This window comes from Rothia mucilaginosa, assembly GCF_019334805.1.
GTDB classification, from domain to species: domain Bacteria; phylum Actinomycetota; class Actinomycetes; order Actinomycetales; family Micrococcaceae; genus Rothia; species Rothia mucilaginosa_C.
This window is the reverse complement of record NZ_CP079822.1, coordinates 306,838-329,487: the sequence shown is the minus strand read 5'-3', so window position 1 is coordinate 329,487 and position 22,650 is coordinate 306,838. Positions and strand designations below refer to the sequence as shown.

The 22,650-nt window shown below is 59.8% G+C and carries 23 protein-coding genes; 10 read left to right on the top strand and 13 right to left on the bottom strand.

Features of this window, described 5'->3' with window-relative positions; genetic code table 11:
- The first annotated feature begins 199 nt into the window (after positions 1–199).
- Both LPB405_RS01260 and LPB405_RS01255 read left to right on the top strand, forming a co-directional pair.
- The gene (locus LPB405_RS01260; protein WP_005506389.1) at positions 200–793 is read left to right on the top strand and encodes a DUF5998 family protein; all 594 of its coding nucleotides are present in this window, start codon (positions 200–202) and stop codon (positions 791–793) included.
- A gap of 44 nt (positions 794–837) precedes the next feature.
- Complete coding sequence (locus tag LPB405_RS01255) at positions 838–2,118, top strand: alkaline phosphatase family protein (protein ID WP_219101634.1); 1,281 nt, start codon at positions 838–840, stop codon at positions 2,116–2,118.
- A gap of 168 nt (positions 2,119–2,286) precedes the next feature.
- On the opposite strand, the gene sepH is transcribed toward LPB405_RS01255, so the two are convergent.
- Positions 2,287–3,414 (bottom strand): septation protein SepH, encoded by a 1,128-nt coding sequence (gene sepH / locus LPB405_RS01250; RefSeq protein ID WP_219101633.1) that lies wholly within the window; start codon positions 3,412–3,414, stop codon positions 2,287–2,289.
- Positions 3,415–3,740: 326 nt separating this feature from the next.
- Here sepH and LPB405_RS01245 point away from each other — a divergent pair, with 326 nt between their 5' ends.
- From LPB405_RS01245 to LPB405_RS01225, 5 genes are all read left to right on the top strand, one after another.
- Positions 3,741–4,040, top strand: coding sequence for a DUF4193 domain-containing protein (locus tag LPB405_RS01245; RefSeq protein WP_005506382.1), 300 nt, complete (start codon positions 3,741–3,743; stop codon positions 4,038–4,040).
- A 266-nt stretch (positions 4,041–4,306) separates the two neighbouring features.
- On the top strand, positions 4,307–4,753 hold the full coding sequence (gene dut / locus LPB405_RS01240; RefSeq protein ID WP_219101632.1) for a dUTP diphosphatase: 447 nt from the start codon (positions 4,307–4,309) through the stop codon (positions 4,751–4,753).
- 77 nt (positions 4,754–4,830) lie between these two features.
- Positions 4,831–5,625, top strand: a complete 795-nt coding sequence (locus tag LPB405_RS01235) for a DUF3710 domain-containing protein (RefSeq protein ID WP_049362059.1) — start codon at positions 4,831–4,833, stop codon at positions 5,623–5,625.
- Positions 5,625–6,164 (top strand): asparaginase, encoded by a 540-nt coding sequence (locus LPB405_RS01230; protein ID WP_219101631.1) that lies wholly within the window; start codon positions 5,625–5,627, stop codon positions 6,162–6,164. The genes LPB405_RS01235 and LPB405_RS01230 overlap by 1 nt, the downstream gene beginning before the upstream one ends.
- Positions 6,154–6,960, top strand: coding sequence for a DUF3159 domain-containing protein (locus LPB405_RS01225; protein WP_219101630.1), 807 nt, complete (start codon positions 6,154–6,156; stop codon positions 6,958–6,960). Before LPB405_RS01230 ends, LPB405_RS01225 begins: the two co-directional genes overlap by 11 nt.
- A gap of 133 nt (positions 6,961–7,093) precedes the next feature.
- On the opposite strand, the gene LPB405_RS01220 is transcribed toward LPB405_RS01225, so the two are convergent.
- Both LPB405_RS01220 and LPB405_RS01215 read right to left on the bottom strand, forming a co-directional pair.
- Positions 7,094–7,747, bottom strand: a complete 654-nt coding sequence (locus tag LPB405_RS01220) for a potassium channel family protein (protein WP_005506372.1) — start codon at positions 7,745–7,747, stop codon at positions 7,094–7,096.
- Entirely contained in the window at positions 7,748–8,629 is an 882-nt protein-coding gene (locus LPB405_RS01215; RefSeq protein WP_219101629.1) for a potassium channel family protein, read from the bottom strand.
- A gap of 195 nt (positions 8,630–8,824) precedes the next feature.
- Between LPB405_RS01215 and LPB405_RS01210 the strand changes: the two genes are divergently transcribed.
- The 3 genes from LPB405_RS01210 (at position 8,825) to dxs (ending at position 15,091) form a co-directional block, all read left to right on the top strand.
- Complete coding sequence (locus tag LPB405_RS01210; RefSeq protein WP_219101628.1) at positions 8,825–10,966, top strand: APC family permease; 2,142 nt, start codon at positions 8,825–8,827, stop codon at positions 10,964–10,966.
- Between the two features lie 189 nt (positions 10,967–11,155).
- Positions 11,156–12,793, top strand: coding sequence for a class I SAM-dependent RNA methyltransferase (locus LPB405_RS01205; RefSeq protein WP_219101627.1), 1,638 nt, complete (start codon positions 11,156–11,158; stop codon positions 12,791–12,793).
- A gap of 225 nt (positions 12,794–13,018) precedes the next feature.
- On the top strand, positions 13,019–15,091 hold the full coding sequence (gene dxs, locus LPB405_RS01200) for a 1-deoxy-D-xylulose-5-phosphate synthase (protein ID WP_083318009.1): 2,073 nt from the start codon (positions 13,019–13,021) through the stop codon (positions 15,089–15,091).
- A gap of 163 nt (positions 15,092–15,254) precedes the next feature.
- Here dxs and LPB405_RS01195 read toward each other — a convergent pair whose 3' ends face one another.
- From LPB405_RS01195 to LPB405_RS01155, 10 genes are all read right to left on the bottom strand, one after another.
- Positions 15,255–15,809 (bottom strand): Rieske (2Fe-2S) protein, encoded by a 555-nt coding sequence (locus LPB405_RS01195; protein ID WP_219101626.1) that lies wholly within the window; start codon positions 15,807–15,809, stop codon positions 15,255–15,257.
- A gap of 208 nt (positions 15,810–16,017) precedes the next feature.
- A complete protein-coding gene (locus LPB405_RS01190) occupies positions 16,018–17,283 on the bottom strand; it encodes an HRDC domain-containing protein (protein WP_219101625.1) in 1,266 nt (421 codons plus the stop codon).
- A 213-nt stretch (positions 17,284–17,496) separates the two neighbouring features.
- Entirely contained in the window at positions 17,497–17,958 is a 462-nt protein-coding gene (msrB, locus tag LPB405_RS01185) for a peptide-methionine (R)-S-oxide reductase MsrB (protein ID WP_219102032.1), read from the bottom strand.
- An 87-nt stretch (positions 17,959–18,045) separates the two neighbouring features.
- On the bottom strand, positions 18,046–18,546 hold the full coding sequence (ybaK, locus tag LPB405_RS01180; protein WP_070506566.1) for a Cys-tRNA(Pro) deacylase: 501 nt from the start codon (positions 18,544–18,546) through the stop codon (positions 18,046–18,048).
- Between the two features lie 137 nt (positions 18,547–18,683).
- Positions 18,684–18,866, bottom strand: a complete 183-nt coding sequence (locus LPB405_RS01175) for a hypothetical protein (protein WP_044150542.1) — start codon at positions 18,864–18,866, stop codon at positions 18,684–18,686.
- 92 nt (positions 18,867–18,958) lie between these two features.
- Complete coding sequence (locus LPB405_RS09025; RefSeq protein WP_257604986.1) at positions 18,959–19,186, bottom strand: putative sulfate exporter family transporter; 228 nt, start codon at positions 19,184–19,186, stop codon at positions 18,959–18,961.
- Positions 19,146–19,973 (bottom strand): YeiH family protein, encoded by an 828-nt coding sequence (locus LPB405_RS01170; protein ID WP_257604940.1) that lies wholly within the window; start codon positions 19,971–19,973, stop codon positions 19,146–19,148. The genes LPB405_RS09025 and LPB405_RS01170 overlap by 41 nt, the downstream gene beginning before the upstream one ends.
- A gap of 91 nt (positions 19,974–20,064) precedes the next feature.
- Positions 20,065–20,541 carry a DUF6318 family protein gene (locus LPB405_RS01165; protein WP_049358785.1) on the bottom strand — a complete coding sequence of 159 codons (477 nt, stop codon included), beginning with the start codon at positions 20,539–20,541 and terminating at the stop codon, positions 20,065–20,067.
- Between the two features lie 180 nt (positions 20,542–20,721).
- On the bottom strand, positions 20,722–21,384 hold the full coding sequence (locus LPB405_RS01160) for a hypothetical protein (RefSeq protein WP_219101624.1): 663 nt from the start codon (positions 21,382–21,384) through the stop codon (positions 20,722–20,724).
- Between the two features lie 523 nt (positions 21,385–21,907).
- Positions 21,908–22,636 carry a DUF6318 family protein gene (locus LPB405_RS01155; RefSeq protein WP_219101623.1) on the bottom strand — a complete coding sequence of 243 codons (729 nt, stop codon included), beginning with the start codon at positions 22,634–22,636 and terminating at the stop codon, positions 21,908–21,910.
- Between the last annotated feature and the right edge of the window lie 14 nt (positions 22,637–22,650).

Sequence of the window (22,650 nt, the reverse complement as noted above, 5' to 3'; positions counted from 1 at the left end):
GGGGTACACCAAGCCGGTTGCGGGGCAGTAACCGAAGCGTACCGGGGGAGTGCATGCCGTCATATGCGCATGTATTAGCGTGGTCAAGTAGCATAGCCCGGCTGGAACCCTCTAAGGTAGAGGGGAGTAATACCTAACCGCCTTCATCGTGTGCGCCGACCGACGTCGCCTCATGAAGGCACCGCACGAAAGAGGTACGATGTACGCCACCACCCCCGAACGCGAGCAACTGGTCGCAGACATTAAGCATGCCGGTTTCTACCCCGACCTCGTGCTGGAAGTGGTGGATGACGCGCTGGCGGGCATGAACCCGGACGCGCACTTCGTACAGCATGAAACCCACTTCTCACGCGATGATTTTCACCGCCACATCACCGTGATGGTGCTCTGCGGTGAGCACGTCATCTTTGCGCACCTGGACGACCAGCACCTTGAGGGTGACGCGCAGGGTACCGTGGCGCATGTGAGCGTGGAGGCGGTGCACCTGAGCGCCCTGAACGCGGTCACCATCAGCTACGGTTTCAGCCAGCCGCAGGCGTACAACGCCGGTAGCACCGCCCCGACTGAGATTTCCTTCCAGATTGCCTGGACCGGTTCGCTGCACATGGAGCTGGCTCCTGCCGGTTGCCAGGATCCGCAGTGCAATGCCGACCACGGCTTCACCGGCGATGCGCGCCGCGAGGACATTGCAGTGCGTGTTTCTGCAACCGCTGACGGCCCGGAGTCGGTTCAGCGTGCGCAGCATTTTGCGCGTGCACTGCACCGTGCCCGCATGTACGCAACCCGCCGATAAATAGCACCGATAAGCACCGCCGATAAACACCCCGAGAGGAACCTATGACGGCCCCGTCCCGCACCGAACAGCCCACTCTGCACGATGTTCTGGGCGCGCCGTTGCCCCCCGCGCCCGCCTACGGCAGCAATAGCATCGCCGATGTGCTGGAGTCCGCCTCCTCTCTGGTGGCTCAGCGAAGCCTGGCGCGCCCCGCGCACGCCCTGGACGACGACCCGGCGTTCAACTCCGTAGCCGACCCGCTGAACCTTGCCGGTCGCCTCGCGGAGCAGGACGTTGACCCGGCGTCTTTCCGTCACGCCTGCGTGGTCATGGTGGACGGTCTGGGCGAGCAGCTCATCAATAGCTACGGCGGCTACGCGCCCGCCCTGCGTAAGACCCTGAACCTGGGTCCGCTGGACGCCGCGTTCCCCACCACGACCGCCGCCTCCCTGACCTCGCTGGGTACCGGCACGGCACCGGGCGCGCACGGCATCGCCGGTTACGAGGTGCGCAACCCGGCTGGCAATGGGGGAGCGGGCTCGGTCATGAACCACCTGTCCGGTTGGGACCAGTCGGTGGACCCGCACGCCTGGCAACCGCTGCCGACCGTGCTGGAACGCCACCACGAAAACCGCCGCGTGCTCACCATTTCGCTGGGTAAGTACCGCGGTACGGGCCTGACGGAGGCGGCGTTGCGCGGCGGTGACTTCGTGGACGCCGTCGGCTATAACGCCCGCGTCACCTACGCCCTGGAGGCGCTATCCAGCCGCACCCCGACCACCGTGTACCTGTACTGGGGCGAGATTGACGCGGCGGGCCACCGCTACGGCGTGGGCAGTGACGAATGGCTGCAGCAGCTGGAGGAGCTGAACTCGGCGCTGAAGCGTCTGGCGGAGCGCGCCCCGGCGTGGGCGGCACTCTTCGTGACCGCCGATCACGGCATGGTGAACGTGCCCGAGCATCAGCGCATCGACTACTCGGGCGTGGAGGAGCTGACCCGCAACATCGCAATGACCGCCGGTGAACCTCGTGCCGTGCACCTGTACCTCGAAGACACTTCGGAGGCGGCACGCACCGCCACCGCTCAGCGTTGGGCGCAGTACTGGGGCGAGCGCGCCTGGGTGATTGACTCTCGTGAACTGATGCGTGCCGGCTACTTTGGTCCGGTCATTACGGATGCGGCGCGCGGCCGCATTGGTGATTTGATGGTGTGCGCTCGCGACGACTGGGCGCTGTACGATATGCGCCACTATCAGGAGCGTGCCCTGCACATGGTTGGTCAGCACGGTTCGCTGACGGACGCTGAGCGTCTGGTGCCGTTGCGCATGCTCAAGACTTTCTAAAGTACTAGTCTTCTAAAGCATCAGAGGGCATAGAAAACCGCTGGTTATTCGGGTGAATAACCAGCGGTTTTCGTATGTCTAGATGCCCTTGCCTAAAGCCCGGCCTAAAGCCCCTGCCTAGAAGCTACTGCCTAGATGCCCTTTATTGAGCGGCGCGAGGGCGGCCGCTTACTTGCGGCTACCGAAGATGATGTCATCCCAAGCCGGAACGCTCACGCGCTGCTTCTTCGAGGAAGGCTTGGGCTTCTCCTCGGAGGCGGGCTCAGCTGCGGGTGCGGGCTCAGGCTGTGCTTCAGTGGCCGGCGCCTCGGCAACGGGCGCCTCGGCAACCTCAGCCGCGGGTGCGTCCTCGATGGGTGCCGGCAGGGTGAAGGACTCGACCGGAACGGATTCAGCGGGTGCTTCCGAATCCACAGCCAGCGGGTCGGTGGTCTCTGCGGTGGGCTCGGGAGCAGCAGGAGCTACAGGCGCAGCGGGCTGGGCGGGCTCGCGGTGCACGAACACCTCGGGCTCCTCAACCTGTGCCGGGCGCACCGAGCGGGCACGCTCCAGAAGCTCCTTGAGCTTACGCTCGTCAGCGCTCTCAGAGGAAGTAAGGGGTGCCGGTGCGGGCTCGGGTGCCTTCGGCAGACGGGCGGGAGGAACCTCCACGGGAGCCTTCTTCGCGGCGGCGGCAACAGCGTCCTCACTATTGCCCATCAGGAAGTACGCTGCCTCATTCGACGCGTACAGGCCCTGGTTCGCCGGGTTGTACACCCAACGTGCGGGGAAGACGACCTGCGCGGGCAGGTTCTGACGCACCGAATCCTTCAGTGCAATATCAACCTCAACGCGCCACTGGCCGTTCTCCTGCTGGCGGGTGGTCCAGTCCTGGGTTGCGTCCTCAAAACCGTAACGCTCGGAGACTTCCTCAATGCGGGCGCTCAGGGTCACGGGAATCTGTGCGGTACCCGAAGCAGAGCTGCGGCGACCAATCTTCACGCTCTGAGCGGCACGAATAATGTGGGCACGCTCAGCAACGATCGGCCACTCGTAGCGGCGCACGCGCTCCGGCTCCCAACCGGACTCTTCAGCGATTTCCTCAACGGAGGCACCCTGACGGAAACGGGTCTGAATATCGCGCGGACCGTAGGTGCCCTTAGCGCCCAGACCGCGGGCGGGCTGAATACGGCGAGCCTTGGTGATGCTCGTGCGCAGGTTCGCGTCAATCGGCAGCAAGAAGCGGGTGCCGTCAGCAGACTCAAGCACCAGATTTTCGCCGTCATCGTGAACGCCAATCAGACGCAGTTCAAGCATGAGAACCTCCATAGGTGAACCGGACGCGTTCGTGAATGTGTTGCACGGAACGCAAACTACCTACCAGGGTACCGTGAAAGCGCGGTAAATCAGTAGCGGAGGCGGGATTTTCACCAAAAAAACATGTACTTTCCGCACTGAAAAAGATAAAATGTGACGCCTAAACAGTCCAAAGCCTACCCAGGATTAGACAAATAGGGTGCCAATGGTGAACAATACCTGGCATGCCGTCGGGGTTAATTACACACCCGCGGCACCTAGAGCACTCAATAAACCAGCGTGGCCTAGTCCAACACACAGCCACAGAACCAACGGAGCGTGAAAGTTTGGCAACTGATTACGATGCACCTCGCAAGCAGGACGAAGAGCAGAACGAAGAGTCCTACGAGGAGCTGAACGCCCGCCGTTCCGAGATGCAGTCCGGTGCGGTGGACGAAGACGAGAACAGCGCAGCAGAAAGCTTCGAGCTGCCCGGTGCTGACCTCTCCAACGAGGAGCTGAACGTTGTTGTTCTGCCCGCTCAGGACGACGAGTTCACCTGCGCATCCTGCTTCCTGGTGCGCCACCGCTCGCAGATTGCACGTGAAGAGGGCGGCCTGTCCTACTGCATCGAGTGCGAGGGCTAAAACTTTAGGGAAGGGCTAACACCCACCCGACATACACCTCATGACGGGGCGAGTGCCGAGTGCACCCGCCCCGTTGAGTATGTGCCGTTGAGCATGTGAAAGCGCGTATGCGAAAGCGCGCGCAAGAACAGCGCCGCGTTCGCCCCCAACACGGCACGCTGTGGCACGCGCTCAACGCGAACACACAACGAAAACACCCCGCAGTAGAGCCTCAACACAGCGCGAGGTGATGGCACAGACACCCGCGAAAGGTTAGAGTATTGACCATGATGACCCCCGTAAACGTCCACATTAAGCTGCTCGACCCCGAGCTGCCCGCACCCACCTACGCAAAGCCCGGCGACGCCGGCGCTGACCTGCGCTCCCGCATCGACTTCGAACTGGAGCCGGGCGAACGCGCCCTCGTCCCCACCGGCGTGGCAATTGCCCTGCCTGAAGGTTACGTTGGTCTGGTGCACCCGCGCTCCGGCCTGGCAACCAAGAACGGTATCACCATTGTGAACGCACCCGGCACCGTTGATTCCGGCTACCGCGGCGAACTGATGGTCACCCTGCTCAACACTGACAAGACCAAGTCCTTCCACGTGCAGCGCGGCGACCGTATCGCCCAGCTGATCATTCAGAAGTACGAGCACGCAACCTTTACCGTGGTGGACGAACTGGAACAGACCGAACGCGGCTCCAGCGGCTTCGGCTCCAGCGGCATCCACTAGTCTGCTCTCACCGCGAAAACCGCACGAGAGAAGAGAAGAAACCCCCGCACCCTGCGTGCGGTGAAAGTAGGAATACCATGTTCGGATTTGGTAAGAAGAAGCACGCCGAGGAGGCTGAAAAGGCCGCCATCGACAAGGCTGTCGCCGAAGAGATTGAGGAGACCAACGTCGAGGTTGAGGAGCTGAAGGAAGAGGAGAACTCTCCCGAGGTCATCAAGTACGACCGCGTCAACGGCCCGCACGATATTGAAGAAGTCACCGCCGAAGACCTCGAAGACTACGTCGACCTGGGTGCGCTGCGCATCAAGCTGCTCGACGGCATGAACCTGCGCCTCGAAACTGACGACGCAACCGGCGCGGTGATCGCCGCAACCATCACCCGTGACGGCGCAACCTTGCAGGTGCAGGCATTCGCCGCACCGCGCACCACCGGCATCTGGGACGACATCCGTCACGACCTGACCGAATCCGTCAAATCCCAGGGCGGCATCGTCGACATCTACGCCGGCGTATTCGGCGCCGAGATGCTGACCCGCCTGCCCGCCGTCACCCCGGACGGCCAGCCCGGCGAGCGCATCGCCCGCTTCGTGGGTGTGGACGGTCCCCGCTGGTTCCTGCGCGGCGTCATCTCCGGCGCGGCTGTGCTCGGTGACGATAAGGCTGCCGCCTCCGTGGAGGAAGTCTTCCGCACCGTCGTGGTGGACCGTGGCGACGACCCGCGCCCGCCGCGCGAGCTGCTGCCCATGACTCTGCCCGCCGACCTGGTCGTTGCGGCTGAGGAAGAGCCCGCCGTGGAGGAAGAGACCGAGAACGAGCACAGCAAGCTGCGCCCGATGCCTCGCCGCGGCCCTGAGATTACCGAGATTGGCTAATGCCTGAGTTTTCGAACTACCCGAGTGCGCTCGCGGTTCCTGAGGAGCAGATTCTTGCTCCCGGGTACCCCGAGCGCTTTCGCGTACGCCTTGCCGGACGCGTGGAGCAGGTGTGGTTGCCTGCCCTGCAGGATAAACCGATGTACCGTGCCGAGCTGGTGGTGGCTAAGTCGAAGCCCCTGCAGTGGTCGAGCCCGCTGGCGCTGATTGGTATGCCGATTGTGGAGCCGCCCGGTGAGGATTTCGAGGAGGAGTCTGAGGACCCCGAGAAGCAGCACCATCTGAACACGGCGTCTTTGGCGACCGTGGCGGTGCAGGAGCCGCACGAGGTGTCTTTCCCGCCCTATGCGCCGTTTAATCCGGGGGATAGGGTCATGCTCAAGTGGCAGGGCCAGCAGATGGTGCCCGGCGTGCATGCCGGTGCGCTACTGCGCTGTTCCGGGGTGGTGTCTGTGAGGGCGCATCAGCCGGTGATTTATAACCCGCGCTATGAGATTGTGCCGCAATTCTTTGTGGAGAAGGGAAAATATGAGCGCTGAGCAGTCTTCGACCCAGCCCGATCCGAACGCTAACCCTGTACCTAGCCCTGCAGATGCCCCGGCGCGGGAGGAGAATCAGCTGGCGCAGAGCCTAAGCGCCTCCATGGGCGCGAATATGCGCCGCACCGCTAACGGCGACGTGGATATTCTGCACGCTATTGGCGGCTGGCGCGGCCTGGTGGAATCCTCCCTGCCCGCGGTGGCGTTCCTGGTGCTGTTCACCGTGACGAAGGAGCTGAACCTGTCCCTGATTGCGGCGTTGGCTGCGGCGGGCGTGTTCACCCTGATTCGTCTGGTGCAGGGCTCTAAGCTGGTGAGTGCGCTGACCGGTCTGGTGGGCGTGGCGATTTGTGCGTTTGCCGCGTACCGTACCGGTAATGCGAGCGACTACTTTGTGGTCGGTTTCTGGACGAACGGCGTGTACATTCTGGCGTATCTGCTGTCGATGCTGGTGCGTTGGCCGCTGATGGGTCTGATTTTCGCGGTCATTCGTGGTGAGGCGCTGAGCTGGCGCCAGAACCCGGTGCGTCTGCGTCAGTACATGCTTGCCACCTGGATTATTACCGTGCTGATGATGCTGCGCCTTGCCGTGCAGGTGCCCCTGTACTTCGCGAATAATGTGGAGGCGCTGGGCGCGACCCGCCTGATCATGGGTCTGCCGCTGTACGCTTTGGGTGTGTGGCTGGCGTGGCGCGTGTCGGCTCCCGAGGAGGCGCCGGTGAGCGAGGACCCCGAGGCGCTGGATGCTGAAGAAACTGAGGTGCCCGGAGAGTCTGGAAGCTCCAAGAACCGCTAAATCACAGTCCGTGACTTCGTGAAATAGCTTCATAAAAGTAAGCGAAAGCCCTGGTACCCGTATGGGTGACCGGGGCTTTCGCCTCCTCAAAAACTTACGTCTAAATGCTATGCAAAAGCTTGCGCATAAACGCTTAGGCGAACAGTGCGCGGATCTGATCCTCACCGGCAATGGTCGTGATGAAGAACAGCTCGTCGCCGCCCTCAATCGCCACGTCGGCACTGGGCGGGATTGGCGCGCCGTCACGCAGAATCGCGGTGAGCACCGTATCAACGGGCCACTGCACGTGATCCACGCGGTAACCGATGACGGGGTGGTCATCCGGCACCGTGTACTCGGCGAGGGTTGCGCCGCCAGCCTGCAGGGTCAGCAGGCGCACCACGTCGCCGACTTCCACGGCTTCCTCAACGAGGGCGGTCATCAGACGCGGGGTGGACACGGCAACGTCCACGCCCCAGGAATCATCAAAAAGCCACTCATTACGCGGGTTGTTCACGCGCGCCACGGTGCGCGGCACACCAAACTCACTGCGCACCAGCAGGGAGACCATCAGGTTTGCCTTATCGTCACCGGTTGCGGCAACGACCACGTCCGCCTTGTTCGGGTGCACCTGGCGCAGCACGGACAGCTCGCAGGCGTCACCAATATGCCAGCGCACACCGGGCAGGTCGGCGCGCTTCTTGACTTCGGGCTTGGAGTCGATGATGGTCACGTCGTGGCCGTTCATCATGAGCTCTTTAGCGATGGAGGCACCCACGGAACCGGCACCAACAATAAGGACCTTCACTTACTTCTCACCTTTCGAGTGGTCACGATGGCGGCCGATGAGTTCGAGGGGGTCGGGCAGCTCCGGGGGAGTGTCACCGAGGTGGAATTCATGCTCGATGACGGGGCCGTCGTTGTGCTTCTGCTCGGCGGGTTTCTTCGGTGCGTGGGGACGCTTAGGGCGCTTTCTGTGGCCCGAGGCGGGGGCGTAGTCCCCCTCAGCTTCTGTTTCTTCGTCTTCAACGCGCGGTGGGTGGGAGAGGATGCGGGTTACGTCCGCAACGTCGTCGGTGCGCATCATGACGTGCACGCTGTCGCCCTGCTGGTAGGCGGAATCGGGGCGGGGGAGCATACCCTCACCGAATCGGGTGATGTAGGCGATGCGCACCCCGGCGGCACGTTCGATGCTGGTCAGGGCGTGACCCGCCCAGCCGTCGTCGAGCGGAATTTCGGTGAGCATGAGGCGGCCCGAGGGTTCGCGGAAATCGCCCTTGAGCGCCTGCTCAGGTAGCAGGCGGCGCAGCACCTGGTCGGTGGACCAACGCACCGAAGCGACCGTGGGAATACCCATGCGCTGGAAGAATTCGGCGCGGTTCGGGTCGTACACACGCGCCACAACGTTCTTCACCTTGAACATTTCGCGTGCCACACGGGCGGCAATAATATTCGAGTTATCGCCCGAAGAGACCGCGGCAAAAGCGTACGCCTCGGTAATACCGGCACGCTTGAGGGTGTCCTCATCGAAGCCAACACCGGTCACCAGGCGGCCCTCAAAGCCCTTACGCAGCGGCTGAAAGGCGCGTTCGTCCTGGTCGATGACGGCGACCGTATGCCCCGAAGCTTCCAGAGTGCGCGCCAACATGACGCCCACGCGCCCGGCACCCATAATGACGAAGTGAGGCATACAACCCTCCGAATGTGTTGATGTTTTGTGTCGATAAGGCGTTACCGCCTACCTCTACCAGTGTAATGGGCGGGTGAGCCTCCACGCCGATGCTCCGTGATATTCCGCTCGCCATGCCCACTATTCGGCTGAATAAAATTGAGCTTTGAAGCCGCGACCTATAGCCTTAACAGCGTGAGGAATCGTTGGGATAAGATGCGCATCGCCCTGACCGGCAGGCCGGTCAGCACGCGAAATCTTTCGGCTGTCAATCTGCCGAAGCGCTACGCCCTGCCTCTTTTCGGTGCCGACGGCATCTCTTCGGTCGCCTACGCCGCCGACCAGATGATTTTGACCCTTGCCGCCGCGGGTGCGTCTGCGCTCGCTTTTTCGCCCTGGATTGGTTTGGGGGTGGCGATGGTGGGTCTGCTGGTGATTGGCACGTACCGGTACAACATTAATCAGATTGCTTCTGAGGGCGATATTCAGCTGGTGCACCGCAAACTGGGTGCGCTGCCGTCGATTGTGATGGGCGCTTCGTCGCTGATGGACTATATGCTCACAGTGGCGGTGTCGATGTCTTCGGCGTCCTCGTTTTTGGTGGCGTTGTATCCGCAGATTCAGGATTGGCGCACGCACATTGCTGTGCTACTCATTGTCGCGCTGACGCTGTTTGCGCTGCGTGGCGTGCAGCTGCTGGGCAAGATTGCGTACTGGCCGCTGTACGTTTTCTTGGCGCTGTTAGGAGCGACCCTCATTGTGGGTTGGATTCGTGCCGCGACGGGTACCCTGCCGCTGGCTGAGTCGGCGACCTACGTGATTGCCCCCGAATACCACGATCATGCCCTGGAAGGCTTGGCGCTGGTGCTGCTTCTGGCGCGTTCGTTCTCCGCCGGTGTGGTGGCGTTCTCGGGTGTTTCTACGATCTCTAATTCGGTGAAGTATTTCCGCCGCCCGAAGAAATATAACGCGGCGGTCACCATGATGATGATGGGCCTAATCACCTCGGTCCTGCTGGTGAGCCTGCTCGGTTTTGCGGCGGCAACCCGCGTGCACATGGTGCACGATACGACCCGTTTCTTGTTCATTGACGGGCACGCGCCGGGGGAGTACTTCCACCAGAAGCCGGCGCTGTACCAGGTGGCTTTGGCGATTTATCAGGGTGTTCCGTTCTTCGCGCAGCTGCTGGTGTTTGCCACGGTGGGCGTGCTGATTATCGCCTCGCTGACTGCGTTTACCGGCTTCCCGGTGATTGCCTCGTCGCTGGCTGATTACCAGTACCTGCCGGTGTTCTTCCGCAGCATGGAATCACGCGGCCTGTATGCGAACGGTGTGCTGGCGCTGTCGGCATTCTCAATTTTCCTCACCACCGTTTTCGGCTCGGACGTGTACTCGCTGATTCAGCTGTACATCGTGGGCATGTGCCTGTCGATGGTGCTGGTTCAGCTGGCGGTGGTGCGCTACCGCATGCGTCTGCTGCGCATCACCCTGGCACAGATGCCGCGCCGCGCCCTGATTCGTGATATCGCTGTCTCTGTGGTGGGTGTGGTCGTAACCGCCGCGGTGCTGGTCATCGTCGTGGTGACGAAGTTCGCCGCCGGTGCGTGGCTCTCCCTTGGAATGATTGCCCTGATGGTTGGAGGTATGGTTGTGACTCGCCGCCACTACGATGCGGTGGATGCCGCCCTGGACATCCCCCTGAACGCCGAATCCGTTGCGGATGTGGCGGCCCTGCCTTCGCGTGTGCACGCCATCGTGTACGTGGAGCGTGTGCGCCGCCCGGTGGTTCGTGCCCTCTCCTATGCGCGTGCCGGTCGCCCCTCCACGATTGAGGCGCTGACGGTCAACAATGACCGGGCCGCCCTGGAGGTCGTGAAGAAGCGCTGGTACGCCCTCGGTATTCCGGTGCCGCTGTCGGTCATTGACTCGCCGTACCGTGACACGGTGGATGCTGTCGTCTCGTATATTCGCCGCCGCCGCAAGAAGTCACCGCGCGATATTTTGGTGGTCTACCTGCCGGAATTCGTGGTGGAGCACTGGTGGCAGCGTCTTCTGCACCGCCGCACGGTGCGCCGCCTCAAGCAGGCGCTTCTGCATGAGCCAGGCGTTATGACGGCAACCGTGCCCTGGGCGATGCACGAGGATGAGGTGTATGATGAGATTTTTGATCAGCGCCTGCAGGGTAAAGAAACTGCCAACGATTCGACCGCGGAGGCTGACGGTTCTACGGCGGCAGTCGCCCCGAACGTGACCCGTTCTGCCGGTGGTGGCCGCGAGCTAATCCAGAGTAACCGCCACGCGGTGTACCGCGGCCGCCTGCACGAGGCGGACGCTGTGGCGCGCGAGAAGAAGCGCTAGCCGTATCGGCTAAGCCGATTTCTGAGCCTCCGTACACCCCGTACGTAGCCTCGTACATCCCCTCGAATAGCGCCTGGACTTTGCCCTTTACGCCCTATTCGGTACCCCTAGCGGGGCGTCGGAATCGGAATAAAGATACAAACCGGTGTAAAATAGTTCACATTAAGTGATTCTTTAGGAGACAATGCTGTGACTCACACTGCTACCACGCCTGCCGCCTCCAAAAAAGTAGACGGATACAGCGTCGGGCAGACCCTCACCGTCACCTGTGAGGCACCCGCACACGGCGGCGCCTTCGTAGCGCGCACCGAACAGGGCGTCATCTTTGTGCGTCACGGCATCGTCGGCGAACAGGCTGAAGTGCGCATCACCGCAATCGGCCCCAAGCGCCGCTTCTACTTCGCGGACGTTATTTCCGTACCCGTACCCTCCCTGGCGCGCCGTGCCCACCCCTGGATTCAGGCGGATGCGCTCGCCACCGAAGAGGAACGCGCCGCAGCAACCGGCGTACCCGAACTACTCGGCGGCATGGAGTACGGCCACATCAACCTGGATGAGCAGCGACGCTACAAGACCGATATCGTCCGCACCCAAATCAACCGCCTGGGCGGCCTGCCCCTCGAATCGCCGTTGCTGACCAACCTCATGGTTGAAGAGCTGCCCCTGCGCGATAACAACGAGGGTCTGTCCTGGCGTAGCCGCGTGCGCTACAACGTGACCAAGGTCCGCGCGCACAATAGCGAAGAGCAGAACAGCGGCAAGAAGAGCCCCGCCGTCACCTGGCGCATCGGCATGCACCCCTACCGCGCCTCCCAGCCCGTACCGGTCATCGACTTTCCCCTCGCCGCCACCGAACTGCGCAACCTGCAGCTTGAGAAGCTGAACCTGCGCGGCGTACGCGAAGTCGAGGCAACCGTCTCCTCCCGCGGCAGGGTCCTCTTGCAGTTCATCGTCGACCCGCGCTTCTCCATCGAAGAAGTCGCCAAAGACATCGAACAGCAGGCATCTGACGCCTGGGGACTGCTCGCCAAGCGCAAAATCTCCCTCTTCTTCACCCCGCAGCCTACCTCCAACGGCAAGCCCAAGCGCCGCCGCCCCGGTTCCGCCCACAGCCCCTACCGCCGCGTACCCGAAGGCGACCAGCTGCTCGGCGCGGGTCTGCGCTCCGTCACCGAAGAAGTCACCTTCGGCTCCCGCCGCTTCAGCTACCAGGTGTCCGCCGGCGGCTTCTGGCAGATTCACCGCGCCGCCCCCTCCACCATGGTCGGAACCATGCTCACCATGCTCCGCCCGCAGGAAGGCGAATGCACCCTCGACCTGTACGCCGGCGCGGGTCTGTTCACCGCCGCGCTCGCGGACGCCGTGGGCGCCACCGGCACCGTGGTCAGCATTGAGGGCTCCCCGGTGACCCATAAGGATGCGCGCTCGAACTTCGCGCCGGATGGCTGCTCCCGCACTGAGAACTCTGCGGACACCCGCATTGAGGTGATTCGCGGCGACGTGGCACGTCACCTGGTGGACTTGAAGACCGCCCTTGAGTTTGGCGAAATCCCCGCCATTGATGCGGTGGTCCTTGACCCGTCCCGTGAGGGCGCGAACCGAACCACCTTGGAACGCCTGGATGCGCTGGACCCCAAGCGTATTCTGTATGTGGCGTGCGACCCGGCATCCCTGGGTCGTGACACCGGTATTTTGCGTGAGCTGGGTTGGGACATGGTGCAGCTTCGGGCGTTTGATATGTACCCGAATACGCATCATGTGGAGTCGGTGGCGCTTTTTGAGCGTGCCCCGGCGAAGCCTCGTCCGCGCCGCCGCCGCACCACGTAGCGCGCGGCTAGTTGCCGTAACAAAGAAGCAAATAATCGCTGTGTTGGGCGGGTTGGGTTGTTCACCAGCCTGCCCACTAGGGGTTATTTCAGGCTGTTTTCGCTCAACCCGGTGCGTCTTGCTCTGCGGGCGCATAAATCTGCTTTTTGGCACTGTAAACGGTAGAATCATTGAAGAACCAACGCACGGAATGAGCCGTGCCCCAACCTTGAGGAGTGTGGGTGTATGTCCGCTGAAAACGCATTGCCGCAGGAGGAGACCCCGAATAGCGCCGCCGGTGGCGCACCCACCGCTGACTACAGCATTGGCGATGGCGCCACTGCCAAGTTGCTCCCGGGTATTCAGTCCCCGGCGGACCTGCAGAACCTCAGCTACGAGCAGCTGGAGGAGCTCTCTAAGGAGATTCGCCAGTTCATCGTGACGAATGTGTCGGCGACCGGCGGTCACTTGGGCCCGAACCTGGGCGTTGTGGAGCTGACCCTCGGCATTCACCGTGTCTTCGAATCTCCCAAGGACAACATTCTTTTCGACACCGGCCACCAGTCCTATGTGCATAAGCTGGTGACTGGCCGTCACGCGTTTAAGACTCTGCGTCAGAAGGGCGGCCTGTCGGGTTACCCGGATCGCGGCGAGTCTGAGCACGACATTATTGCGTCTTCGCACGCCTCCAGCTCGATTTCGTGGGCTGACGGTATTTCTCGCGCGCACAAGCTCAACGGTGAAGACGACCGCTACACCGTGGTTCTCATTGGCGACGGCGCGCTGACCGGCGGCATGGCGTGGGAGGCAGTGAACAATATCGCTGCCGACCGCACCCGCAAGGTCGTGATTGTGGTCAACGATAACGGCCGCTCCTACGCGCCGACCATTGGCGGTTTCGCGAACCAGCTCTCTGAGCTCAAGCACGGTGTGCAGCAGCAGGTGGATCGTGTGCGGCTCGATCACCGCTACGACAACGCCCTGGATGCGGTGCGCATCGGTCTGCAGCGCGGCGGCCCCGTCGGTCAGATGGTGTACCGCGGCCTGCACGGCATGAAGGCGGGCATTAAGGACGTCGTCGTACCCAAGGGCATTTTTGAAGACCTGGGCATGAAATACGTGGGCCCCATTGACGGCCACGACCAGCAGGCTGTGGAGAACGCACTGACCGCGGCGAAGAACTACGCCGGCCCGGTGATTGTGCACGCCATTACCGAGAAGGGCCACGGCTACGCGCCTGCCCGCGCCAATGAGGACGACCAGTTCCACGCGGTGGGCCAGATTGACCCGCTGACCGGTGAGGACGTTTCGACCAGCACCTCCGAGTCGTGGACCGGCGTCTTTGGTCGCGAAATCGCGGATATTGCGGATGAGCAGGAGAACGTCGTCGGCATTACCGGCGCGATGCTCATTCCCGTGGGTCTGCGCGAATTCCAGAAGCGCCACCCCGAGCGCGTTATTGACGTAGGTATTGCTGAGCAGCACGCCGTGGCGATGAGCGCCGGCCTGGCGTACGGCGGCATGCACCCGGTGGTTGCCCTCTACGCTACCTTCCTGAACCGCGGCTTTGACCAGCTGCTCATGGACGTTGCCCTGCACAAGGCGGGCGTGACCGTGGTGCTGGACCGCTCCGGCATTACCGGCCCGGACGGTGCAAGCCACCACGGTATGTGGGATTTGGCGATGCTGCAGTTCATTCCGGGTCTGCACCTGGCGGCTCCGCGTGATGGCGCGACCCTGCGCGAAGAGCTGCGTGAGGCTGTAGCTATTAACGATGCACCGACCGTGATTCGTTACCCGAAGGGCTCCGTGGGTGAGGACATTCCCGCCCTGGAGCGTCGCAGCGACGGTGTGGACGTGCTGGCACGCACCGGTGAACCCCACCCGGAGACCGGTCAGCGTGACGTATTGTTCGTTGCCGTGGGCGCTATGGCTCGCGTGGCTCTGGAAGCCTCGAAGGTGCTTGCCGCCGAGGGTATCCAGTCCACCGTGGTTGACCCGCGCTGGGTGATGCCGGTGCCGTCTTCGGTTATTGAGCTGGCTCGTGATCACCGTATTGTGGTGACCATTGAGGACGGCGTGCGTTCCGGCGGCGTGGGATCGCGCATCCGCCAGGAAATGCGTGCGGCTGGCGTGGATACCGCGCTGAGCGAGCTGGGTCTTCCTGCCGAGTTCATTCCGCACGCTTCCCGCGAGCAGATTCTTGAGGAAGTCGGCCTGACCGCGGAGACCATTATCGCGGATCTGCGTGCGCAGCTGGCTGGCGATAAGGTGCCGTTCGCTCGTGAAGAGGGCCAGAAGCCGCGCCACACCCGCTAAGCGGTCGTACCTGAAATGTGCCGCCTGAGCTTCTCTCAGTAGCGTGCCGCAATAGCAAGCGCTCAATGACAAGCTGCTCAATGACAAGCACAGTATAGACAGACAGAAGCCCCGCCCATTGTGATGGGCGGGGCTTTGCCGTACGTCTTCTGAACTACAGGTTTTAGGAATCCTTATTGGTGTGGGTGACGAAAATCTTGCCGCCCTTCACCTGCACTGGGTAGCTGGTCAGAGGCGCCTCCGCAGGGCCGTGCACTACCGAGCCGTCAGCTACGGCGTACTCGGAACCGTGGCAGGGGCACACGATGCGGTTGGAGTCCTGCACCTGCACCTGACAACCCTGGTGGGTGCACACGGTGCTGAACGCCTTGTATTCGCCCGAAGAGGGCTGGGAGACGATAACGGTCGTGGAGCCGTGGGTCAGCTTAGCCGCCTTGCCTACGCCCACGGCGGAGGCGGCGCCCATCTCTACGCTGCCTTCGGGTACGGTGACGTTGGAGTCACCTTCAGCGCAGGAGGCGAGCAGCGCACCGGATACGACGGCACCGGTGATGAGGGTTGCGCGGCGGGAAAAGACGCGAGCAGAAGATTCAATCTCTGCGGTATCGACTGCGGTGTCGACGGCATTAGATTCGGTAGCGTTAGATTCGACGGCGGCAGATGCAGTGGGGGAGGCGCATGCCTTCTGAGAGCGGCAGCATCCGTTGGGTGCGGGCATGGTGGTTCCTTTCGTGTACTCTCTCCACACTATGCCGGTTTGGGATAAAAATCGAATGAGAGCAGGCTAAGCTTCGTTCACGTTTGCTCCCGAGACAACTCCTGAGGCAAAATCCTGAGGCAACTCCCGAGGCACAAAAATGCCGGTCGGGTGGTCGCATCAGCAACACACCCAACCGGCACACACATCTATTCAGCGTTAGAGAAATCTACCCCAAGTGGCGGGCAAAAATCGGCGCGATCACGGGGGCAACCAGACCCGTCTGCCACGAACGCGCACCGTACTCGGCGAGTGCATCCCGCAGGGTCTGCTCGTCAAAACGAGCCGGCGGCTCCCAGCAGAGGCGGCGAACATAATCGGTCGTGATCAGGTTCTGCGCCGGAATGGTCAGCTCCTCAGAGAGCTCATCAATTGCCTGACGAACCTCGGTGAACAACGCCAAGTTCTCGGGGCGCTTAGACTCCCACGCCTTCAACGGCGGCGGGGCAGTCGACGGCAAAGTGAACGGTACAGCGTTCTCACCGCGTGCCGCCGCGGCAATAGCACGCACCCAGCGCGGGCCCTCACGACGCAGACCGCGCGTCTGAAAACCGGGGATCGCCATGATGGCGGGAACGTTACGCGGCATGGTGCGTGCCGCCTCCACAATCGCAGAATCAGGTAGCAGACGCTTCGCGTCGACGTCCTTCTTACGTGCCAGCGAGTCACGCTCAAGCCACAGGTTACGCAGCGCCGTCAGCTGCTTGACCGAACGCAACATCGTGCGGCCCTTCGTCTTACGCCAACGCTCCGGCTGATCCGTCGGATCCTTCACCGGGGTCTTGCACAGGTACTCAAACTCCTCCAGAGCGTACTGCAGCTTACCCTGCTGGCGGAGCAAATCCTCCAACGCATCACGCAAATCAATGAGCACGTCAACGTCCAGCAGAGCATAGTTCAACCAGGATTCCGGCAGGGGGCGGCGCGACCAGTCTTCCTTCGAGTGCTTCTTCGCCAGCTTATAGCCGAGAAGCTCCTCAACGGTCGCACCCAGGTTCACGCGCTCCAGACCGGCAAGACGCGCACCAAGCTCCGTATCAAACAGACGGTTCGGGCGCATACCGAGCATATCCAGGCTCGGGAAGTCCTGAATTGCGGCGTGAATAACCCACTCAGCATCCGCCAGAGCATCGTTAATAATGCGCAAATCCTTAAACGCCTCAGGGTCAATCAGGTACAGCTGATCTTCACGCTTAAGCTGCACCAAAAAAGCACGCGAACCGTAGCGGATGCCCTGGGCACGCTCCGTATCAACAGCCACCGGGCCGGACGCCGCCGCCAACTGCTCAGCGGCACGACGCAGACCGCTCTCAGTGGTGATGAGAGTCGGAATCGGTGAGGAAGGGGCCTCCAGAGGAACAACGTCCGGAACTTCGATACCGTGAAGGGTCAGCTGAGGGGTGCCTGCGGCATTCTGTTCAGCTGCGGTACTCATGCACTCAATCCTTTTCCTCTGTCTGATTCGACGCGCCCACACGATGCGCCAAATGCCCGGGTAGGCGTACGCCCGAGCAAACACGAGCCCGGGCGAGGTGGCGTGCCCGCGAAGGCACTACGCCATTCTACCCGCCCGAGCCTAAAGCCTCGAATTTAGAGAGACTCACAATAAGGGGCTCACCGGCGTGCCCGCTGGGGGCATTGGCGGGGTCTATTCGGTGGATTCCGCCTCGTCAACCGGAGTATCACCAGGCTGTGCTTCACCAGCCGGGGTCAGCGTCAGACACACCGAATTAATGCAATACCGCAAATCCGTGGGAGTCGGGTAGCCCTCACCCTCAAACACGTGACCCAGGTGCGAATCGCAGGCGGCGCAACGCACCTCCACACGGCGCATACCGAACGTCGTGTCCTCCAGGTAACGCACACGGTCCTCAGCCAGCGGCGCGAAAAACGACGGCCAACCACAATGCGAATCGAACTTCTGATCAGAACGGAACAGCTCCGTACCGCAGGCACGACACGAATACACACCCTCCGTGTGGGTGTTCCAGTACTCGCCCGTGAACGCGCGCTCGGTGCCGCCCTCACGCAGAACAGCGTACTCTTCAGGCTTGAGCACTTCACGCCAGTTCTTGGCGATAGCACCCACGCCGGGTAGCGAATTGCCCATCATGACTCCTTCAGTTTGCTCTCATGCCCAGGCTCTTACGGCTCACATAACGCCGCGGCCGGGCGGATTATTCCCGCTACGCGCGGACTAAGCACGGATGTCAGCGTACTTGCCGTTGGTGAGCTTCAGCAGGTCGTCCGGGGCGAGCTCAACATCCAGGCCGCGCTTACCGCCAGAAACCATGATCGTGTCAAAAAGCTGCGCAGACTCATCGAGCAGGGTGGGGGAGGGGGTCTTCTGACCCAGCGGAGAAATACCGCCCACCACGTAGCCTGTGCGGCGCTCGGCGACCTTCGGGTCGCACATGGAGGCGTTCTTCCAGCCGAGGGCTGCGGCGGCCGCCTTCACGTTGAGCTTGCCAGAGACCGGCACGATTGCGACCGCGAAATCCTTCTCATGCACGATCAGCAGGGTCTTGAACACCTGCTCCTCGGAGGCACCGAGGTTCTTCGCGGCTTCTTCACCGAAGGAGGTGACGCCCTCAACATGCTCGTATTCACGCATCTGGAAGGGGGTGTTCGTCTCGGTCAGCAGTGCTACGGCGGCGGTTGCTGCGCCGCTCTTCTTACCTTTAGTTTTCTTAGCCATAGATACCATTTTACGGAAGTCACCACGCGCCGATACCTATGCGCTGATACCTATGCGCCGAGAAGCCACATGTGTTTCGAGAAGCCACAATAATGGTGGCTTCTCGAAACACATGTGGCTTCTCAATGGTTATGGGGTTATTTCAGTAACCCTTTTTCCTTCAGCTGCTCTTGAGAAAGCGAGCCAACGACAGTCCAAAATCCATCTGAATATTTGAGAATGTAAGCGCCGTTATCGTCCCCTTCGGCAGTATTTTTGTCTTCGGTATATGACCCGTCGGGTTCAACATACATTACGAATTCCCAAATGTGTTCCAGCATGAGAATGTATTCTTTAGTTTTTTCATCATAGATAAAACGCCAAAAATGACGTTTGTCTACGTTCTGAGGTAGCCTTTAGGCTCCCTTTTTTCTTAGTAAATACCGATGAGTAATTGCATGCCAAGACTAGTCAGGATGATAGCAATCCAGCAAAGGGCTCCAAGAAGAATGGATTTTCCACTGGATTTGATCATAGCAATGAGGTTGGTTTTGAGACCAATAGCACTCATAGCCATGATGATGAGGAATATGGAGAGTTGTTTGAGAGGTGAAAAGAAGCTAGTGCTGACACCGAAAGATGTGAGAAGAGTAGTTAGCAGAGAAGCTAGGATAAAGTAGAGAATGAAAACGGGGAAGATTTTTTTTAAGCTTCACTCCTTGGTTGTTGCCTTGTTGACGGCTTTGCCAATAATAGGAGAGGAAGAGAACGATAGGGATAATAGCTAGAGTACGTGTCAGCTTGACAATAGTTGCAGGCTCAAGAGTGTTTGCATTGTAAAGACTATCCCAGGCACTAGCAGTAGCTGTCACAGAGGAAGTATCGTTGACCGCAGTACCCGCAAAGAGAGCAAAACCTTCGTTGGAAAGATGGAGCCAAGAACCTAGAGTTGGAAAGATAAGAGCTGCCAAGACATTGAAGAAAAAGATAACAGAAATGGCTTGGGCCACTTCTTTTTCCTTGGCGTGAATAACAGGAGCAGTCGCTGCAATGGCAGAACCGCCACAGATAGAAGAACCTACACCGACCAAGGTAGCAAGCTTTGTATCCAGATTAAAAAAGCGTTGGAAAAAGAAAGCAATAATTAAAGCGATAGAAATGGTCGAAATGATGACAGGAAGGGAAGATTTTCCAACTGCGAAAACTTGTGAGATACTGAGTCCAAACCCAAGCAAAATAACAGCATACTGAAGCAATTTTTTGGAGCTATAAGTCAAACCGGCATCCAGTTGTGTATAGGAAGTGAGAAAGGGATGGAGAATCATTCCGATAAAAATGGCGAAAACAGGTGCTCCCACAACAGGCAGAAATCCTCCTAAAACCCAAGAGATGATAGAAATGATCAGACAGACTGACAGCCCTGCCCAATTTTTTGATAGAAATGACATAAAAACCTCCGAAAATAGATACTCCTTATTATAGTCTTATTTGGTAAACTAGAAAGTAGGAATACAGACCCAGTCCGGGGAGCGCACCACCTCAGCCTCCGCGCTGATAAAGGCCTTCGATATCCTTGAGGAACTTAATATCCTTCTCGTAGGTATCCAGCATAGAGGGCCATACATACTGCATGTCACCGGTCTGAATACCGTAGTTACGGGCTCTGACCCAATCGGTCATCATCTCACGAAGACCAGCAAAGGTTTCAGGGTACTGTTGCGGCTTAGCCTTCGGAAGAGGGACGTTCTGAGCTATACCGTATGCATCAGCTTTGCGGTACTCGCCGTCGGGTGCTTTAGAATTACCTGAATACCCGCGAGTTACTCTCGGAGTAGCACTCGCCGAAGGCGAGTCAGACGCCGCTGCAGACGCCGAAGCCGACTCACTCGGGGCGGCGGAGGCGGTGGCTGCCGCCTCATTAGCCGTCTGCTGGCCGCACGCCGCAAGCAGGGCACCAATGCCCATAAGTGTGCCGCCGCTCAGCATCGCGCGGCGAGTAAGAAGAATGGAAGTCATGGAAATACATTCCTCGTATCGGTGTGAAGTGTGAATAGGTGGCTGGCTAGAAACCGGAAGACTAAACAGCCGAAGGGAATAACCCCGATAGCTGAGAAGCCACATGTGTTTCGAAAAGCCACGAAAGAAGTGGCTTCTCGGCGAACATGTGGCTTCTCAACGTAAGACCCGCGGCGGGCTTTACATATCGGGCCAGTCGCGGTGCAGCGAATACTCCGTATCCCCGTCACCGTTATCGTTGAGGTGCCAACGCTGGCCGGTACGGATATCGGCCTTGCGTAGGCGAGGGTTCGGGTTATCCTTCTTACCCATGGTCGGATCATTCTTGCAGCCCCAACGAGTGTCGTCATAGCTGCAGTCGCCAGCCACGCGTCCCACATCGGTCCACCAGACACGGATCAGCAACGGATCGACAGTTTCCTTCGTCAACACGACATCCAGAGCATGCCAGTCACCGCCGTTCACACGGAAACGACCAGAGTAAGAGACCGTTGCGTAGGCATGGAAGTTGCCCGACCGCTGATACGCATAACTGGTTGCGGTCTTGCGTGGCTCTTCGCCGCGTGCCCTGCTGACCGGCTTGCCCATGGTGTAGAAGCTGCCCTCGTCACCGTTGCCGTATTGGATGGTCATCTGGGTGGGGTAGGATTCCATCTCTACGTGGCCGATCATGAGGTCGCCTTCCCATCGTGCGGTGGGTGCGTCGACGTAGAAGTTGACGGCCTGGTTCTTATAGACGTTAGGGTTATCTTCGCCCTGACCAGAGCCAAGGTTATAGGACTGCTTCAGTACAGGGGCCTGGATATCGGTTTTAGCGAATTGGTCCTCAACTTCTTGGAGCATTTCTTCAGGAGAAGGGCCCTTGGGTTGCGCGGGGTCATTAGAGGTGAGAGTTTTGGTATCAAGTGGCTGGCAATATGTTCCTAGTCCTGTTTTCGGATTGTAATTTACCTCTTCGCCACTAATAGGCATCTCACGGATACGGCTGTATTTACCAGGTTGTCTTCCCGCTGCAAGACATTCCGCTTCACCTTGCTTGCGCGCATTACCTTTGGGAATATACATAGGCTGCCCCAAGTTGTCTTTTACTTCGTCATAATTTCTACGGAATTCTTCTTCCTTCCGCTGGTTCTCCGCTTCTATTTCAAGGGATGATTTAGCGGCAGGTGAGTCTATCCTAGTATCTAGGGTGCCTTTCCTCGCAAAGTTTTGTTGTGGAGTCTTTTCCTTAGTGAGGCATATAGCATGGCCGTTATCGCTACTGCATTCCTGGCTGTTCGCAGGAGGAACGCTCATAAAAACAGATGATGTGATAACAGCAAAAGTGAGTATATATGCACTTCCCATTTCTCTGATATGGAACATGCTATTTCAACGACCCTTTTTCCTTCAGCTGCTCTTGAGAAAGTGAGCCAACGACAGTCCAAAATCCATCCGAATATTTGAGAATGTAAGCGCCGCTATCGTCCCCCTCGGCCGTATTCGTGTCTTCGGTGTATGACCCGTCGGGCTCAACATACATTACGAATTCCCAAATATGCTTCAGCATAAGGGTGTATTCTTTAGTTTTTTCATCATAAATAAACTGACCATCGAGCTGATATTTGTCGAGACCATTAATGATCCATCCGCCGCGCTTATAAAGGCGTTCGACATATCCGTAGAATTTTTCTTCGTCAGTTTCTGGTTTCACATATGCTTTAGCGTATTCGCAATCACCCGTCTGGACTGCATAGTTGTGGGCTATAGTCCAGTCGTTGATCATGTTGAGAGCGCCCTCCTGAGTTTCGGGGTATTGTTTCCGGCTCGGGGGCTTGGGTACGTTTTGCGCGGGTCCGTAGCCGTCGGCTTTACGGTATTCGCCGTCGGGGGCTTTGGACTGTCCAGAGTAGCCTCGGATAGTAGACGAGGTTGCCGAAGCTGATGCAGATTCAGAAGCTGCCGCAGATGCCGAAGCGGTCTCACTCGGCGCCGCGGAGGCGGTGGCTGCCGCCTCGTTATTTGCCTGCTGGCCACATGCCGCAAGCAGGGCACTGAGTCCCATGAGTGCGCCGCTACCCAGCAGGGTACGGCGGTTGAAAATGGTCGAATCCATAGAAGATACGCTCC